A 16,747-nucleotide genomic window follows, 5' to 3' on the forward strand; every position below is an offset into this window, starting at 1 on the left:
CATGAGTCTATATATACCTGACAAGCCGAATGATTCAACATGGACAGACGATCAATGGAAAGCTATTCAAGCAGATGGGCAGAACATTCTAGTAGCTGCTGCTGCGGGCTCTGGGAAAACAGCTGTCCTTGTTACAAGAATTATTGAAAAACTGATTGATGAAACAACCAACTGGAATGTGGATGAATTGTTGATAGTAACATTTACAAATGCATCCGCAGCAGAGATGAAATTTAGAATTGGTAAAGCTTTAGAAGAAGCCCTTACCCAAAATCCGGATTCAGTGCATTTGAAAAAACAAGTGGCACTACTAAATTATGCATCTATTTCAACACTTCATTCATTTTGTCTAGAAGTCATTCGAAAACATTATTTTGAAGCAGATATTGATCCTAATTTTCGTTTAATTGAACCAATTGAGAGCAGTATGATTAGAGATGAAGTGCTTGAAGACCTTTTAGAAAAAGCTTATGGTACTAAAAATAATGATGCATTCTTCCATCTAGTAGACTCGTTTACAGGAGACAGAACTGATAACGAATTGCATATGCTAATATCCAAACTGTATGATTTTTCAAGAGCTAACCCTACTCCAGATATATGGCTAGAAAAAATGGTGGAATTATATGATGCGAAAAATATCACATCTATTACCGAACTACCCTACTTCCCAATAATTAAAGAAGATATTGAGCTTCGAATTGGCCAAGCTAAAAACAACTTATTAACCGCAATAGATTATGCAAGTGAAATTGGCGGACCAGAGCCATATCTTAGCACGTTAGAAGGAGATTTAGAGCAATTTAGTATGTTGACTCAAATGAATTGGGATAGTTGGGAAAGTGTAAAAATAAGTATCGAAAATGTTGATTTTAAGAGGATACCTACCCTTAAAAATAAAAGTGATTACGATGAGGAATATGTTGAACAAACGAAAAAGTATCGGGATGCAGCAAAAAAAGAAATCAAAAATATTTTAGTTGACTGGTTTTCCAGAATGGAAGTTAATTATTTAACTGATTTAGAAAAAATGAAACCAGATATTAAAACTTTAAGTGAGTTAGTGAAAAAATTTGCACAAAACTTTTTTGAAGAAAAACAAAAACGAGGTGTCTTAGATTTTAATGATTTAGAACACTTGGCTTTAAAAATTTTACAAAAAGATGGTGTTCCATCTGAAGTTGCAAAGAGCTATCAAAAACAATTTAAAGAAGTGCTTATTGATGAATATCAAGATACAAACATGGTGCAAGAAACCATCTTAATGTTGGTGAGCACAATGAGTGGAGCACAAGGGAACTTGTTTATGGTTGGTGATGTAAAACAATCTATTTATCGCTTTCGTTTAGCAGAACCCACTTTATTTATGACAAAATATCAAGCATATCAACAAGATGGATCAGGTGGAGGAATACGGATAGATTTATCCCGTAATTTCAGAAGTAGAAAAGAAGTGTTAGATGTTACGAACTTTATTTTCCATCAGTTAATGGACAAAAAAGTAGCGGAAATTGATTATGATAATGCTGCCGAATTAACATTAGGTGCCCATTTTCCAGAGTCTAAAGATATGGCGACAGAGCTGTTGTTAATTGATATGAAAGCAGAAGAAAAAGAAGTGGAAGATGACGCATTATCACCACAAGAACTCCAGAAAAATCAAGTAGAAGCCAGAGCAATTGCGCTGAAAGTAAGAGAAATGATAGATAATAAGTTCCCGATTTATGATAAAAAAATGCAACAAAATAGACCGATTCAATATCGAGATATTGTTATTTTAGCACGAGCAATGACTAGTGCGCCGGATATTGAGGAAGCAATGAAGATTCAAGACATTCCATTTTACGCAAATAATAATTCTGGTTATTTTGAAACAACAGAAGTGGCTACAATGATTGCGCTTTTGAAAGTTATTGATAATCCTTACCAAGATATTCCGCTAGCGGCCGTATTAAGGTCACCGATTATTGGCTTAACAGAAGAAGAACTAGGACAAATTCGGATGGCAAAGAAAAAAGGTTATTTCTTTGATGCAATGTTAGCTTTTAAAGATACTGTTATTTCGGAAGCAGCAGATAAAATTAGTGCGTTTATTAATCAATTAAATAACTGGCGTGAACTATCTATTCGTGAGAATCTGACTTCATTAATTTGGCAAATCTATCAAGAAACCAATTTTTATGAATTTGTTGGTGGTTTACCAGGTGGTAAGCAACGTCAAGCGAATTTAAGAGCTTTATATGATAGAGCTAATCAGTATGAAAAAACTTCATTCCGAGGTCTATTTCGATTTGTCCGATTTGTAGAGCGTTTAGAAATTCGTGGCGATGATCTTGGTACTGCTAAAACTTTAGGCGAAAAAGAAGATGTTGTTAGAATGATGACAATTCATGCAAGCAAGGGACTAGAATTTCCTGTGGTAATAGTTTCAGGCTTAAGTAGAAAATTTAATATGCGAGATATTTATAGTAAAACATTATTAGATAAAGATTATGGCTTTGCATCTGCCTACAGAGATGTAGAAAAAATGATTGTATATCCAACTATTATGCAGCAAGCAATGAAACAAAAGAAAATGCGTGAAATGATTGCAGAAGAAATGCGTGTTTTATATGTAGCGCTCACTCGTGCAGAAGAAAAACTAATTTTAACTGCTACGGTTCCTGATTTTGAAAAAACAAGCAAGCTATGGTTGCAAGTTGGAAAAGAAAAAAAGACCATTTTACCTGCAGCGATAAGGGCTAAAGCAAAATGCTATTTAGATTGGATTGGACACACATTAATTCGCCACCCTAGTTTTAAAGAGCTATTATGCGAAGAAATCATTGAACCTCTTCCAACTAATATGTTGCTCCAAATAGAAATTAAGATGAAAGACATGTTTTTATCCAGTGAAATAACAGAAAGTAAACAAGGCAATTGGCTCGAAAATGTGAGGTCTCATCAACCAGTACCAGTTCAAAGCCCGTATAAGGACGAAATTGAGCGTTTTATGAACTATCGGTATAAAGACGAAGCCGCAACTGAAATTCGCGCCAAACAATCTGTGACGGAACTAAAACGACAATTTACTTTGCAAGACAGTTGGAGTGATACGACTCTTTTAAAAGACTTCCAAAAAGTATCACTAGATCGACCTAAATTTTTACAACAAAACAAATTATCCGCAACCGAAATAGGCACAGCCATGCATACATTAATGCAGGCAGTCTCCTTAGAAGTTAAACCTAGTGAGGAAGATGTGAAACGCCTTTTACAATCAATGAGAGAAAAAGATATTCTGACAGAAGCGCAAGTCAAGGCTATCAATATAGAACAAATTATTGGTTTCTTTGAATCAGAATTAGGTGAAAAAGTACTTAAGGAAAAAGATTATGTGAAGCGTGAAGTTCCTTTTAGTTATTTGTTACCTGTAGTTAAACTATACAAAGAAGCGAATATTGATGAACATGTTCTTATCCAAGGTGTTGTTGATAGTATGATTGAACAAGAGGATTCAATCATCTTAATCGATTATAAAACAGATAAAATAACAGGAAGATATGCTAACTGGGAAGTGGCTGAAAAAGTAATGAAAGAACGCTATCAAATACAAATCAAACTTTATGCAGAAGCTATCCAAGCAATAAGTGGAAAACAAGTATCTCAAGCATATTTATACTTTTTTGATGGACAACATATGTGCCAAATAAACACAAAGGAAGGTTTTTAAATGAAATGGATAAGCTATCATTATAAGGGGCAAGCTAATTATGGCGTTTTAACAGATGAAAATGAAATTGTTCCAGTACAAGCTATTTTGGTAAATCCTCCTAAAACGTTACTTGATTTTATAAAAAAAAGACCAGCTATTCAGGATATAAATGCTACTAAAGAAAGGATTTCCATCGAGCAAGTAGAAATTCAAATTCCGTTATTACCACCAAACAATATAATGGCAGTTGGCAAAAACTATTATAAACATGTATTAGAAATGGGGACAAAAGAAGATGTTCCAGATGATATATTAGTATTTACAAAAAGTAAAAATAGTTTATTACCCCATAATGGCGAGATAGAATTACATCAAAATATAACGAGTCAACTTGATTATGAAGGAGAGCTTGCCGTAATAATTGGCAAAGAAATCAGAGATGTATCAGAAGAAGAAGCTTTATCTGCCATCTTTGGATTTACAATCATTAATGATATTACCGCTAGAGATATTCAGAAGAGACATAAACAATTTTATCTAGGGAAAAGTTTAGATGCAAGCTGTCCTATGGGTCCTTGTGTATTAGCTTATGATACGAAAGAAGATATAACTTTCCATATTGAAACAAAAGTAAATGATGAAATAAGGCAATCTGATTCTACGGAGAAATTTATTTTTAGTTTAGCCGAAATTATTTCTAGTTTATCAAAAGGACATACGCTGCTTCCCGGTGATATAATAGCAACTGGAACGCCAAGTGGTGTTGGAAGTGGTATGAAGCCTCCTAGTTTTCTAAAAGAAGGAGATATGGTTGAAATCACAATTAATCGAATTGGTACATTGCGAAATAAAGTAAGAAAATCTTAAAGGAGAGAGGCGGAGATTCAGATGTGGGGATATATTCATTTAATTTCTTGGGTAGCAATTGTAATACTGACGATAGTGGCTTTGGTCATCTATCCAAAATCAACCAAAAGCTTTACAATCATACAAATGATTAATCGAGTTTTTTATATTTTAGTTATTTTAAGTGGGATTATGATGGTTCAATACAGCATTGAACAAAGTTGGATTTTAGCGATATTTAAAATTTTAATGGGAATTATTGTTATTGGGGTTGTCGAGATGTTACTTAGTTATCGAAAACAACAAAAGCCAACAGGAATGTTTTTAATGATTTTTGTTATCGTAGTTGTTCTTACAGTATCATTAGGGTTCTATTTATCAGGTGGTTATCCATTATTTAATTAAAAATAAAAAAATTAAACAAAAAGACTTCTCTTTTCTCCAGAAAGTTGGTATGTTATGTGAGGGCAAAAAAAGGAGAGAAGAAAATGAGTTCAAATATAGTATATAAAGAGTATGCTAAAAAAACTGCTATAGCCATCATAGCAGCACTTTTAAATGCGATTGGCATGAACTTCTTTTTAATACCAGCACAAGTATATGCGGCTGGATTAAATGGGGTTGCGCAATTAGGTTCGGATATGTTGCGAGATTCAATGAATATTTCTATATCAACAGGACTACTTGTTCTATTGTTAAATATTCCAGTTGCAATTTTAGGCTGGTTAAAAGTAGGGAAATCATTTACGGTTTTTAGTTTTTTAACAGTTGCATTTATGTCTTTTTTCTTAATTGTTATACCAGAAGTACAGGTGTCAAATGATATTTTGCTTAACGCAATTTTTGGAGCATTAATAGCATCTGTCGGAATTGGTTTAGCATTGAAGTTTGGTATTTCTACAGGTGGCCTGGATATTGTTGCGATGTACATTACGATTAAGACTGGGCGCTCATTTGGAAAGTATTTTTTGCTGCTAAATGGTGTAATTATTATTGTAGCAGGTTTTGCCTATGATTGGACATTTGCACTTTATACGCTTATCTCTTTATACGTTCAAAGTAGAGTCATTGATATTATTCATACAAGACATCAAAAACTGACGGTAATGATTATGACACAACATGCTGACACTGTTATTCAAGCAATCCATGATAATATGGTACGTGGTATAACGGTTGTAGATGCGATGGGTGGTTATTCTAAAGAAGATGTATCAATGTTAATCATGGTCATTACTCGATATGAATTGTATGATATCACGCATATTGTTGGGGAGTTTGATTCGAAGGCATTTATTAATGTAATGGAAACGTCAAGTGTGTTTGGAGATTTTCGTTCAGAAGCTGACCAAAAACTAGCGATGGCGATGTACAAGAATAAAATGATGTAAAAAAACTACAAAAAAATGGCGTCACAAAAAATTAGAGTTTCTAACTTTTGTAACGCCATTTTTGAAAACTTCCATTATAAATTTAAGTTTTCTTCCAAATATACGGCTATCCCATCATCTTGATTGGATGCTGTAATAACATTAGCCACATTTTTGACAGAATCAGTCGCATTTCCCATTGCGACACCAACGCCTGCATAATCTAGCATTTGTAAGTCGTTATTTTCATCGCCAAATGCAATGATGTCTTTTTGGTCGAATCCAAGTGTTTTCGCGGCGGCTTTTATGCCAATTGCTTTATGAATTCCGAATTTGATGATTTCGACTGCTGGCCATTGGGATGCACCCCAGGTATGATGTGAGATAACATCGGCAAGTGACTCATCTAAATGTTTGCTAATTAAGCCAAGTTGGTCTAGCTTACCGAAAAACAATAATGAAGTAGCATCTGATTGAATGGTATCGCGAATATTTCCAAAAACCACATTTTCAGTACCTAAATGGAATGTCTCAGGAATGCTATTATTTCGTTCTTTTAAAAAGACACTATCCTGCACTTCTGCTGCAATATTATCAAGCGAAAAATCATTGGTGAAATCAAGTAATTCTCGTACAACTTGTAGATCAATTGCATGATGATAGCCATCAGCAAATGTTGTTAGCTTTGGGTGATGATAAACAGCGCCATTAAAGTTTACTATAGGTGTAGTTAGTTCGAGTTCTTCATAATATAAATTGCTAATTCGGTATGGTCGTCCTGTAGCAATCATTACTTCATGACCTGCCATCCGAGCTTTTTCTAGAGTTTTTTTCGTATGGGAAGAGATGGTTGAGTCATCTCTAAGAGTTGTGCCATCGAGGTCTAGTACGATTAATTTTTTAGACATAGTTTGCTCCTTTAATTCATATGTTTAGTTCAAAACTGCCCTTCATGCTAAAATAAGGGCACAAGTCAATGATAGACGTTTACTGTTGTTTTGTAAATGATTCTGTCCTTTACCAAGTCTTAATAATTCTTATAGAAACGAGGCGCTACAATGATTCATGTTGAAAGTGAACAAATTGCGAATATTCCAGTATTACATATTAGTAACAGTGAAAATACACATGAAATATTGCCGACTATTATTTTTTATCATGGTTTTACTTCTCAAAAAGAGTTGTATCTGCATTATGGATATTTACTAGCACAACGAGGATTTCGAGTGATTTTGCCAGATGCTAAATTACATGGAGAGCGGCTTTTGGATGCGAATCCAGAAGATCAAGCAACTTATTTTTGGGATGTTATTGAAGCAAATATCAATGAATTTCCGCTGATTACGAAAGAATTAATAAACGCTGGGAAAACAGATGCTAGTCGTATTGGTGTTGGTGGTGTTTCGATGGGGGCTATTACATCGCTTGGCCTTCTAGGTAAGTACGATGAAATAAAAGTGGCAGTTAGTTTGATGGGAAGTGCCTACTATGTCGATTTTGCAAAAGAATTATCAAAGTATGCTACAGCACAAGGAATGGCTTTTCCGTATGATGTGAATGAACGAATACTTGCTTTGCAAAAATACGATTTAACGCGAAATCTCACAAAAATTAATAATCGTCCGCTACTATTGTGGCATGGTAAAAAGGACGATGTGGTGCCTTTTGCGTATAGTGAAAAACTTTATCAAACACTTGTAGAAGAGAGTTTGGCAGATAATGTTAAATTTGTGATTGATGACAATGCGAAACATAAAGTATCGGTAGAAGGGATGGTTGAAGGAGTTAGTTTTTTCGAGAAATTCTTATAATGAAAATCATTCTCATATATGATACAATGAATGTACAAAATGGCAAAAAGGAGGCATGTACTTCATGGATGAGCAACTAAAAGAAAATCTTATGGGCGCACTGGAACAAGTGATTGATCCAGAGCTTGGTATTGATATTGTTAACATTGGTCTTGTGTACGATGTTGAATTGGATGATGATGGACTTTGCACCGTTTCAATGACACTTACAACGATGGGTTGTCCACTTGCTGGAATTTTAACTGAGCAAGTACAAATGGCATTAAGTGATATCCCGGAAGTGAAGGATACAAATGTTAACCTTGTTTGGAACCCACCTTGGACAAAGGATCGTATGTCACGCTACGCAAAAATAGCACTTGGCATTCGTTAAAATTAAATAAAAGTAAACAGGTAGGACATTTTTAGTCATACCTGTTATTTTTATAGGACAGAATAGAGGATAACGTGATGGATTACCAATTGATAAGTGATTATAAAGACAATGATAAATATCGAGCAAGTTTTAACCGTCTAGCAGAAAGTACATTTGATATTAATCTGGAAGAATGGTATCAACAAGGTTTCTGGAACGACAAATATATGTGCTATTCTTATTTGCATAATGAGAATGTTATCGCGAATGTTTCGATTAACAAAATGGAACTAAAATATCAGGGGAAAGAATACCAAGCTATACAGATAGGGACTGTTATGACCCATCCCAATTATAGAAAACAAGGACTAGCGACTAAGTTAATCAATCAAGTAATAAGCAAATATGAAGACCAATATGATTTTTTCTATCTTTTTGCGAATGACTCGGTACTTGATTTTTATCCGAAGTTTGGATTTGAACGAGTGGATGAAAGTAGTTTTACCATAGATGCAACTAGCTTGAAAAAACAATTTTCAAAAGTAAAAAAGCTGAATCCAAAAAATAAAATGGATTTTCAGCTTATAAATCGAATTGTTTCCAATAGAATGCCATTGTCTACAGTTTTGGATGTAAAAAATAACGAAGATTTACTGATGTTTTATTTGTTAAATGCTTTAAAGGATGCTACATACTATGTGGAGGAACTAGATGCAATTGTCCTTTTTGAGCAGGAGGAGACGGATTTATATGTATTGGATATTATTAGTACAAAAAAACTAGATGTAGTGGATGTTTTAAGATATTTAGTAACCAAAGAAATTGAGACTATTCATTTATCTTTTACACCGGAAAAAGATAAACTTATTGATGCTGCATATATCATCGAGACAGAAGATATGTTATTTATGCGTCCGAATGTATTTGTAGAAAATCCTTATTTTTTATTTCCATCTACTTCTCATGCTTGAGTGGGTTGTTGCTCTATTTTGGCTAAGCGTTCTTCTAATCGCTGTTGATGCTTATATTGCTTTACAATTCTTTTAGCTAATTGTAGTTCAGCTTGAGCAGTCATTAAGTGATCTTGTCCATGAATTAGTAAAAAAGATGGATGCGCTACAGATTCTGTATCACGAATAGACACTAATTTTGTTTGCCAAACATGACCTTCTTGAAATTGCTCTTGAGCGGATTGTAAATGTTTATCTGCCTCATCAAATTGGTATTTTTCAGCGTAATCAATTGCTTCATATGCTTCTTTACGTGTATTTCCACCATGCAAAATAAGTTTCACAACAGCTTCCTCTACTTGAATTTCCATTTTTCCACCCCAACAGTTGATAGTTTATTTCTTTTATTGTAGCAAAAGCTAGAAGGATATGACAATAAATTAGCAATAAATCAGCCTATGGAAGGATGTTTTTCATTTTTTCTCACGTATAATTAAGAAGAAAAGTGTGGAGGGATAAAAAGTGGAAGAACGTTTATATGAACTTGAAGATAAAGTACAAGATTTAGAACTAGAAGTACATGATTTACGTGGAAGAATTCAGCTATTAGAAGATAAACCAAACGCTCGTCCTAGTTTACTTGGTCATAATGTATGGGTATTAATTCCGCTAGTTGCTATTCTTTCTTGGATGATTGTAGAAATTATGGATTAAAAAGGAACCTTTATTGGTTTCTTTTTAATCTATTTTATATACAAATAGCGCAGAACGGAGACTTTTGAGTTGTTTTTGAAGTTGTCACAAAAAATCTATATTTATTTACTTGCTTTTTTCAAGAACAATAGTAAAATAAGTTATAGGAAAAGGTTTTATCTCGATGAAAGTTACCTTTAAAAAAATGTGATTTTCATGGGGATAAGACCCTATCATGGTTATAATGACTTTTGGTGTATCCATCTTCCAATAGAGTAACAACTGGTCAGACATCTGTTTAGACACCAAAATCATTATTTGTTTTCATTCATCTCATTAGCCGTGTAGTTTATGTTTATGCCTCATCCCGTTATGCATAGACGACCGAACATGATGGCAACGCTGGAAATGTTTATTTTCAGCGTATTTTTTTGTCTTCTTTTAAGCGGAATGATTTTAATAAGCCTATAGTTACTGGTATACTGTAGTAGAGAATAGGAGGAGATTCAGATGACTTTGAAAGGCAAAAAAATAATTGCATTAGTAAGCGATGACTTTGAGGATTTAGAACTTTGGTATCCGGTGCTTAGACTGCGAGAAGAAGGCGCTTCTGTACATTTAGTAGCAGAAGAAGCGAAGAAAGTTTATCACGGAAAATATGGTGTTCCTGTCACTTCTGATTATGATTTTGATTCTGTACGTGCAGAAGATTATGACGGAATTATCGTACCAGGTGGTTGGTCTCCAGACAAGTTACGCCGATTTGATAGTGTCTTAAATTTGATTCGTTCGTTTGATACAGCCAAAAAACCAATTGGTCAAATTTGTCATGCTGGTTGGGTACTTATTTCGGCAGGGATTTTGGAAGGTATCAATGTTACTAGTACTCCAGGAATTAAAGACGATATGATGAACGCTGGTGCAATCTGGCATAATCAACCAGTTGTAACGGATGGTCATATTATTTCAAGTCGTCGGCCACCAGATTTACCTGAGTATCTCCCAGCACTTATTGCCGCTTTTGAAAAATAATAAAAGAAGCATTCTCCAGTCAATCGGGGAATGCTTCTTCTATTTAAAAGTAAAATGTGACGATAAAACCAATAAAACTAGGAATTGCTACAACTAAAAGCAGGATACTCCAACGCAATTGGCTCTTTCGACTAGGATTTCCACTACGACCTCCAAAAGAAACGAAAGCCGATAAGATGATGGATGCAAAAACAAGGATGGTTGTCACAATGGAAAATAAGCTGGATAAGGTATAATTTGACGTTAGAAAGCTTGCTAGAAAAACAACGATAGCAAGACCTATCCCAGCTAAAAAAGATTTTAAAAACACAACAAGTTCAACTCATTTCTAAATAGTTTCTCTCTTCTTTATAGCAAAAGAGTTGTTTTTTGTCCAATTAAAAGCGCCTGCCAGAATGGAGCAGACGCTTGTTTGTTAATGAGGTAAAAAGGCGACAAGGATAAAGAATAAAATCGCGATAACAATTAAGAACCAGTTAAGTTCACGCCATTTACCAGTGAAAACTTTTAATACTGGGTAAGAGATAAATCCAAATGCTAGTCCGATTGCAATACTTGAAGTAAGTGGCATAGCTAGAATAACTAAGAAAGCAGGGAAAGCTTCGTCTAATGTATCCCAATCAATTTCTTTTACAGCACCAATCATCATGCTACCAACAATAATAAGCGCAGGGGCAGTAATGGCTGAAATCCCTGATACCGCACCAACTAGTGGAGCAAAGAAAGCGGAAACCATAAATAAAATTGCGACAGTCAGTGTTGTAAGCCCGGTACGACCACCAGTTGCAACTCCGGCAGATGATTCAATATAAGCACTTGTTGGTGTAGTACCAAACATCGAACCAACACTAGTTGCAACAGCATCCGCCATTAGAGCTTGTTTAGCATTTGGCAAAGATTCGCCCTTCATTAGACCAGCTTTTTTTGCAACACCGATCATTGTACCAGTTGTATCAAAAATAGTTATAAGTAGGAAAGATAGGACAACCGCGTATAGACCGTAACTGATCACATCACCAAAAGCGTGAAGCGGATTAGTGAAAACGAATTCTGGCATTGGCGGCATTTTAACAATTCCATCTGTAAATTTAAGTTCGCCAGTAAAGAATGCAATAATACCTGTTGCAATCATTCCGATAAATAAAGCACCTTTTACGTTTAAAGCTAGCAGTATTAAAGTAATCAGCAACCCAACAATTGCAAGAAGCGCTTCTTGAGAATGTAAATCACCTAAGCCTACTAAATTAGAATCATTAGAAACGATAATACCAGTCATTCTAAAACCTAAGAAAGCAATAAATAGACCAATACCAGCTGTGATACCAGCTTTTAAATTATGCGGGATAGCTTCAATGATTTTTTCACGAAGCGGTGTTAAGGAAAGTAATAAGAAAATAATACCTGCTACAAAGACCGCAGCAAATGCGACCGAATAATCTAGTTTTTGTGTTGTAACCACTGTGACAAAGTAAGCGTTCATTCCAAGTCCTGGTGCAATAGCGATAGGATAATTAGCGAAAATCGCCATCCATAATGTACCAATAACTGCGGAAATAATAGTTGCCATGAAGACAGTGTTGAAAGGCACACCAGCTGCAGAAAGGATTGCTGGGTTAACTACAACGATATATACCATCGTTAAGAATGTAGTAAAACCAGAGATAACTTCAGTTTTAACATCTGTACCGTTTGCTTTTAATTGAAACATGCGTGTGTTTCACTCCTTTTTTTAAATCTTACTAAATGGTAAATAACGAACATTAAAAACCACAACTTCAATATTATTCGTTTTTTACTAAAAAAGCAACCCCTTTTGAAAGATTTGTTAAATAGTTTTTCTATGTTAAAATAAAACTATCATTTATACTAGGAGGATGCTTATGAAGGCAGTAGTTTTTGATTTTGATGGCACTATGCTGGATACAGAGAATTTATGGTATAGCGAAACAATGAATTATATAAAGAAAAATTATCAAATTGATTTACCAGACGAAATTTATCAACAAATTATTGGAACGAGTGAAGAACCGATTATTACATATATGATGGAAGCGACAAATGGAACTTTTGATAAAGAAGCATTTTTGACTACCGTTGCGGAAGCTTGTCATACTGGACAAGAGTTGCTTGGTTTTAGAGCTGGATTTGAAGCTTTTTTCCAAGAAGTTAAAGCAAAAGGATACAAGATTGGACTTGCTACGAGTTCTGGTTATCAATGGATTGAATCAACGTTAGAACGATTGGGGATTTTAGACGACTTTGAAACAATTCAAACCGCAGATCATGTGGAGGAAATTAAGCCACATCCGGCCCTTTATATGCAAGCGGTAGAAGCTTTAGGAGTTAAACCAGAAGAAGCAATCGCGATTGAAGACTCAAATAATGGTGCTTTATCGGCAATAGAAGCTGGTTTAAAAGTCTATATTGTTCCTAATGAAGCTACAAAAACAATTGCATTTCCAAAAGAAGCTACAGTTGTTTCTTCTTTTGCTGAAATTAATTTATCATAAAAAGAGTAAACTTGGAGGCAAATTGCTTTTTCTCTAAGTTTACTCTTTTTTTAGAATGTTAATTTAGCTAGGCGGTTAAAGGCTTCTTCTAATATGCTAATATCTTGTGTTGCAGCAAGGCGTACATAATTATCGCCTGATTCGCCAAATGCTAGTCCAGGAATAACAAGTACTTGTGTTTCTTTTAAAACATATTCTGTAAATGAAACGGAATTCATTCCTGAGCCAGTAATATTAATAAAAGCATAAATAGAACCTTTTAATGGATGAAGAGAGAGATACGGAATTTCTTCCACTCGTTTTGAGATGTATTCTAGCCGTTTTTGGAAGGTTTCTGTTACTAAAGGAATAAGTTCTTCTGAATGATTCAACGCGTAAATAGCTGCCCTTTGAGACGGTGTAGGAGCTGAATAAGTAATTCCTTCGTTAATTATCTTCGCAGCTTCGTTTAAATAAGTTGGTGCAATCATATAACCCAATCGCCAACCAGTCATTGCAAAGTTTTTAGACATACTTCCAAAAGTAATTGTGTGATCTGGTGCAAATTTTGCCATAGGAATAAAAGGTTCATAAAAACTAAAACCATCATATACTTCATCAGATAATATAAAGAAATCGTATTTTTTGGCTAGATGTGCTATTTTTTCAAATGTTTCCGGCGAGAAAACGGCACCAGTTGGATTGTTTGGTGAATTGAGTATTAATGCTTTGGTTTTATCTGTAATGGCTGCTTCTAAAATATCTACATTGATAGCAAAACCATCTTTTTCGTAGGTAGGAATGATGATAGGTGTACCACCAGAATTTAAGACTTGATCTTTGTAAGGAGAAAAGTAGGGTTCATGAATAATGACTTCATCGCCTGGATCAAGGATTGTTTGAAGTGTTAAAAACATACCATGAAGCGCTCCGACAGTTGCTCGAATTTGAGAGCGTTCAAAAGCTAAGTCATAATTCCGGCTGAAATAGCTACGAATGGCATCGATAAGTTCCACATCTCCGCCAGATTCGGTATATTTTGTATGTCCCGCACGAACATCATCAAATGCCGCATTAATAATGGATTCATCTGTAATTAAATCAGGATCTCCAATAGATAAATCAAGGATATCTGGCATAGTTTTTGCGAGTGTTCCTATGTCAGCGAGGATATTAACTGGCATTTGTTGATGTTTTTTGGCGATTTTTGAATTATTCATCATATTTAGTAGTCTCCTTTTTTGTTCATTTTCTATAAGTGCAGATAAACGCCTCACCAAAAGCTGGCAAGACGCAAATATGCTTTATGCTAATACTTTTCCTAAAAAATCTTTGGTACGATCATTTTGCGGATTGCCAAAAATTTCTTCTGGAGTCCCTTGTTCTTGAATAACTCCTGCGTCCATAAACACAACACGGTCAGCCACTTCTCTTGCAAAGCCCATTTCGTGTGTTACGACTACCATCGTCATTCCTTCTTTAGCTAATGATTTCATAACATTAAGAACTTCGCCAACCATTTCCGGATCAAGAGCAGAAGTTGGTTCATCAAAAAGCATAACATCTGGATTCATTGCAAGCGCACGAGCAATAGCAACCCGTTGTTGTTGACCACCAGATAATTGGGAAGGATAGCTGGTTGCTTTATTAGCTAAGCCAACTTTTTCAAGTAATGCGAGTGCATGTTTTTTGGCAGCAGCGGTATTTTCATTTTTCACCTTCATTGGTGCAAGCATTAAATTTTCAATGACATTTTTATGTGGAAAAAGGTTGAAGTTTTGAAAAACCATGCCCATTTTTTGACGAAGCTGGTTTACATTCGTTTGTTTTGCCATTAAATCATTATTTTCAAATAAAATATTTCCAGCTGTTGGTTGTTCTAATAAGTTAAGGCAACGTAAGAAAGTACTTTTTCCACTTCCGGAAGGTCCGATAACTACAACAACTTCACCAGAAGAGATTTCAAGATCAATTCCTTTTAAAACTTCCAATTTGCCAAAATGTTTGTGTAAATTTTTAATATTAATCACTTGTTCTCATTCTCCTTTCAGCAACACCTAGTAGTCTGGACAAGCTAAATGTTAGTACAAAGTATATTAATGAAGTGATGACAAGCGGGATAAACGGTTTGAAGCTAGCACCTTGAACCACACCAGTCATAAACATTAATTCTGTCACACCGATAACGGAAACGATGGAAGATTCTTTGATAACAGTAACGAATTCATTTCCAAGTGCCGGAAGAATATTTTTAACAGCTTGCGGTAAAATAATGTAACGCATACTAGCTGATTGTGTCATTCCAAGCGAACGTGCTGCTTCCATTTGGCCTTTGTTTACAGCAGAAATACCTGCACGAATAATTTCAGCAACATACGCTGCACTATTTAGCGATAAGGCAATACAGCCAGAAACGAACGCTGATACATCAAGTCCAATAATTTGAGTCCCAAAAAAGACAATGAAAATTTGAATAAGAAGTGGTGTCCCGCGAACAAATTCAATATAGCAAGATGCTGGCCAGCGTAACCATCTTGTTTTCGCTAGTTTCATTAGTGCTAGTAACGAGCCGAATATAGCCCCGCAAAGTACACCAATAGCAGCAAGAGCAATCGTGATTAAAGTACCTTTAACAAAATAGTTACCGTATTTTTCATAGAAGCTACCGTCTTGGAACATTAGTTTATTTGCTTCTTTTTGATAGCCTTTTAGTAATCCATCGTCTTGAATTTCTTTAATAGAAGTATTCACTTTTTCTTGTAGAGCAATGGAACCTTTTGGCATTGCAATCGCAGTTTCCTTGCTACCATTCGCAAATTTAACATCTGCTAAAGCAAGTGATTTATCTTGACTCAGATATGCTTCTGCAACAGGACCTTCTAGGACAAGCGCACTTACCTTATTACTTTTTAAATTAAGAATTAAATCAGGTACTTTTTGAAGTGAAACAACATCAGAACCGATTAATTCATTTTTTGCTAATTCTTCTTGAGTAGTTTGTTTTTGCGCACCAACCTTCACGCCGTTAAAATCATTTACGCTAGTATATTTTTCTTTATCTGCTTTTCTTACAACTACTCGCTGTTGAACAAACATGTAAGAATCAGAGAAATCGACTTCTTTTTGACGTTCTGGTGTTGGGGACATTCCAGAAATAATCATATCAATTTTACCAGTTTTCAGTGAGCCGAGTAAACTATCAAAGTTCATTTCTTTAATATCTAATTTAACATCTAAATCTTTAGCAATTTTTTTGGCAATACTTACATCAAAACCAACAATTTCATCTTTTCCGTCAATGGTTTGATGAAATTCATATGGCGGATAGTCAGCAGAAAGACCAACTGTTAATACACCTTTTTCTTGGATTTTGGTCAATGTTTCATCTTGTTTATCAGCAGCAAATGCTGTAGTAAAGCCAGAAAATACAAATATAAAAATTAGTGCGATAGCTATGAGCTTTTGTAATAAATTTTTCTGCATGGATACAACTCCCTTTAGTCTATG

17 protein-coding genes and 1 pseudogene are annotated in these 16,747 nt (G+C 34.9%); 11 read left to right on the forward strand and 7 right to left on the reverse strand.

Translation table 11 applies throughout. The annotated features are described in order from the left end of the window. Window position 1 precedes the first annotated feature (1 nt). From addA to HCJ45_RS06775, 4 genes are all read left to right on the forward strand, one after another. Complete coding sequence (gene addA, locus HCJ45_RS06760) at window positions 2–3,712, forward strand: helicase-exonuclease AddAB subunit AddA (protein WP_187124296.1); 3,711 nt, start codon at window positions 2–4, stop codon at window positions 3,710–3,712. Further along, complete coding sequence (locus HCJ45_RS06765) at window positions 3,713–4,561, forward strand: fumarylacetoacetate hydrolase family protein (RefSeq protein WP_187124297.1); 849 nt, start codon at window positions 3,713–3,715, stop codon at window positions 4,559–4,561. It begins immediately after the preceding gene. Between the two features lie 21 nt (window positions 4,562–4,582). Further along, window positions 4,583–4,945 carry a YisL family protein gene (locus HCJ45_RS06770; RefSeq protein WP_185346609.1) on the forward strand — a complete coding sequence of 121 codons (363 nt, stop codon included), beginning with the start codon at window positions 4,583–4,585 and terminating at the stop codon, window positions 4,943–4,945. Between the two features lie 83 nt (window positions 4,946–5,028). Further along, a complete protein-coding gene (locus HCJ45_RS06775) occupies window positions 5,029–5,931 on the forward strand; it encodes a YitT family protein (RefSeq protein ID WP_185346611.1) in 903 nt (300 codons plus the stop codon). Between the two features lie 74 nt (window positions 5,932–6,005). On the opposite strand, the gene HCJ45_RS06780 is transcribed toward HCJ45_RS06775, so the two are convergent. Next, window positions 6,006–6,818, reverse strand: coding sequence for a Cof-type HAD-IIB family hydrolase (locus HCJ45_RS06780; protein ID WP_187124298.1), 813 nt, complete (start codon window positions 6,816–6,818; stop codon window positions 6,006–6,008). Between the two features lie 150 nt (window positions 6,819–6,968). On the opposite strand from HCJ45_RS06780, the gene yjfP reads away from it, so the two are divergent. The 3 genes from yjfP to HCJ45_RS06795 all read left to right on the forward strand — a co-directional run bounded on the left by yjfP (window position 6,969) and on the right by HCJ45_RS06795 (window position 9,047). Continuing rightward, entirely contained in the window at window positions 6,969–7,721 is a 753-nt protein-coding gene (gene yjfP, locus HCJ45_RS06785; RefSeq protein WP_187124299.1) for an esterase, read from the forward strand. Window positions 7,722–7,785: 64 nt separating this feature from the next. Continuing rightward, on the forward strand, window positions 7,786–8,094 hold the full coding sequence (locus HCJ45_RS06790; protein WP_003720638.1) for a metal-sulfur cluster assembly factor: 309 nt from the start codon (window positions 7,786–7,788) through the stop codon (window positions 8,092–8,094). A gap of 77 nt (window positions 8,095–8,171) precedes the next feature. Continuing rightward, window positions 8,172–9,047: a GNAT family N-acetyltransferase gene (locus tag HCJ45_RS06795; RefSeq protein ID WP_187124300.1), complete on the forward strand. Its 876-nt coding sequence runs from the start codon at window positions 8,172–8,174 to the stop codon at window positions 9,045–9,047. Here the strand turns inward: HCJ45_RS06795 and HCJ45_RS06800 are convergent. Continuing rightward, window positions 9,038–9,397 carry a PTS sugar transporter subunit IIA gene (locus HCJ45_RS06800; protein ID WP_185346619.1) on the reverse strand — a complete coding sequence of 120 codons (360 nt, stop codon included), beginning with the start codon at window positions 9,395–9,397 and terminating at the stop codon, window positions 9,038–9,040. The two genes, HCJ45_RS06795 and HCJ45_RS06800, sit on opposite strands and share 10 nt — an antisense overlap. A gap of 151 nt (window positions 9,398–9,548) precedes the next feature. Here HCJ45_RS06800 and HCJ45_RS06805 point away from each other — a divergent pair, with 151 nt between their 5' ends. The 3 genes and pseudogenes from HCJ45_RS06805 to HCJ45_RS06815 all read left to right on the forward strand — a co-directional run bounded on the left by HCJ45_RS06805 (window position 9,549) and on the right by HCJ45_RS06815 (window position 10,751). After that, entirely contained in the window at window positions 9,549–9,740 is a 192-nt protein-coding gene (locus tag HCJ45_RS06805) for a hypothetical protein (protein ID WP_187124301.1), read from the forward strand. Window positions 9,741–9,803: 63 nt separating this feature from the next. Next, window positions 9,804–10,067 (forward strand): annotated as a pseudogene (locus HCJ45_RS06810) (hypothetical protein); the annotation flags it as partial. A gap of 162 nt (window positions 10,068–10,229) precedes the next feature. Further along, window positions 10,230–10,751, forward strand: a complete 522-nt coding sequence (locus tag HCJ45_RS06815; protein ID WP_185346623.1) for a type 1 glutamine amidotransferase domain-containing protein — start codon at window positions 10,230–10,232, stop codon at window positions 10,749–10,751. A gap of 43 nt (window positions 10,752–10,794) precedes the next feature. On the opposite strand, the gene HCJ45_RS06820 is transcribed toward HCJ45_RS06815, so the two are convergent. Further along, window positions 10,795–11,061, reverse strand: a complete 267-nt coding sequence (locus tag HCJ45_RS06820) for a hypothetical protein (protein ID WP_185346625.1) — start codon at window positions 11,059–11,061, stop codon at window positions 10,795–10,797. Between the two features lie 105 nt (window positions 11,062–11,166). Continuing rightward, window positions 11,167–12,459: an NCS2 family permease gene (locus tag HCJ45_RS06825; RefSeq protein ID WP_187124302.1), complete on the reverse strand. Its 1,293-nt coding sequence runs from the start codon at window positions 12,457–12,459 to the stop codon at window positions 11,167–11,169. A gap of 172 nt (window positions 12,460–12,631) precedes the next feature. Between HCJ45_RS06825 and HCJ45_RS06830 the strand changes: the two genes are divergently transcribed. Continuing rightward, window positions 12,632–13,261, forward strand: coding sequence for an HAD family hydrolase (locus HCJ45_RS06830; protein WP_185346629.1), 630 nt, complete (start codon window positions 12,632–12,634; stop codon window positions 13,259–13,261). A 50-nt stretch (window positions 13,262–13,311) separates the two neighbouring features. On the opposite strand, the gene HCJ45_RS06835 is transcribed toward HCJ45_RS06830, so the two are convergent. From HCJ45_RS06835 to HCJ45_RS06845, 3 genes are all read right to left on the reverse strand, one after another. Further along, window positions 13,312–14,460: a pyridoxal phosphate-dependent aminotransferase gene (locus HCJ45_RS06835; RefSeq protein ID WP_187124422.1), complete on the reverse strand. Its 1,149-nt coding sequence runs from the start codon at window positions 14,458–14,460 to the stop codon at window positions 13,312–13,314. A gap of 84 nt (window positions 14,461–14,544) precedes the next feature. After that, window positions 14,545–15,270 (reverse strand): ATP-binding cassette domain-containing protein, encoded by a 726-nt coding sequence (locus HCJ45_RS06840; protein ID WP_187124303.1) that lies wholly within the window; start codon window positions 15,268–15,270, stop codon window positions 14,545–14,547. Continuing rightward, window positions 15,263–16,723, reverse strand: a complete 1,461-nt coding sequence (locus tag HCJ45_RS06845) for an ABC transporter substrate-binding protein/permease (protein WP_187124304.1) — start codon at window positions 16,721–16,723, stop codon at window positions 15,263–15,265. Before HCJ45_RS06845 ends, HCJ45_RS06840 begins: the two co-directional genes overlap by 8 nt. Window positions 16,724–16,747 lie beyond the last annotated feature (24 nt).

The organism is Listeria immobilis, from assembly GCF_014322845.1.
Taxonomy (GTDB): Bacteria; Bacillota; Bacilli; order Lactobacillales; family Listeriaceae; genus Listeria; species Listeria immobilis.

Excerpts from the sequence above, each read along its gene's own strand:
- HCJ45_RS06845 (WP_187124304.1), bottom strand. The coding sequence starts at position 16,723 with ATGCAGAAAAATTTATTACAAAAGCTCATAGCTATCGCACTAATTTTT.
- HCJ45_RS06775 (WP_185346611.1), top strand. The coding sequence starts at position 5,029 with ATGAGTTCAAATATAGTATATAAAGAGTATGCTAAAAAAACTGCTATA.
- HCJ45_RS06770 (WP_185346609.1), top strand. The coding sequence starts at position 4,583 with ATGTGGGGATATATTCATTTAATTTCTTGGGTAGCAATTGTAATACTG.
- HCJ45_RS06795 (WP_187124300.1), top strand. The coding sequence starts at position 8,172 with ATGGATTACCAATTGATAAGTGATTATAAAGACAATGATAAATATCGA.
- HCJ45_RS06830 (WP_185346629.1), top strand. The coding sequence starts at position 12,632 with ATGAAGGCAGTAGTTTTTGATTTTGATGGCACTATGCTGGATACAGAG.
- HCJ45_RS06800 (WP_185346619.1), bottom strand. The coding sequence starts at position 9,397 with ATGGAAATTCAAGTAGAGGAAGCTGTTGTGAAACTTATTTTGCATGGT.
- HCJ45_RS06835 (WP_187124422.1), bottom strand. The coding sequence starts at position 14,460 with ATGAATAATTCAAAAATCGCCAAAAAACATCAACAAATGCCAGTTAAT.
- HCJ45_RS06815 (WP_185346623.1), top strand. The coding sequence starts at position 10,230 with ATGACTTTGAAAGGCAAAAAAATAATTGCATTAGTAAGCGATGACTTT.
- HCJ45_RS06825 (WP_187124302.1), bottom strand. The coding sequence starts at position 12,459 with ATGTTTCAATTAAAAGCAAACGGTACAGATGTTAAAACTGAAGTTATC.
- HCJ45_RS06780 (WP_187124298.1), bottom strand. The coding sequence starts at position 6,818 with ATGTCTAAAAAATTAATCGTACTAGACCTCGATGGCACAACTCTTAGA.
- HCJ45_RS06790 (WP_003720638.1), top strand. The coding sequence starts at position 7,786 with ATGGATGAGCAACTAAAAGAAAATCTTATGGGCGCACTGGAACAAGTG.
- HCJ45_RS06765 (WP_187124297.1), top strand. The coding sequence starts at position 3,713 with ATGAAATGGATAAGCTATCATTATAAGGGGCAAGCTAATTATGGCGTT.
- addA (WP_187124296.1), top strand. The coding sequence starts at position 2 with ATGAGTCTATATATACCTGACAAGCCGAATGATTCAACATGGACAGAC.
- yjfP (WP_187124299.1), top strand. The coding sequence starts at position 6,969 with ATGATTCATGTTGAAAGTGAACAAATTGCGAATATTCCAGTATTACAT.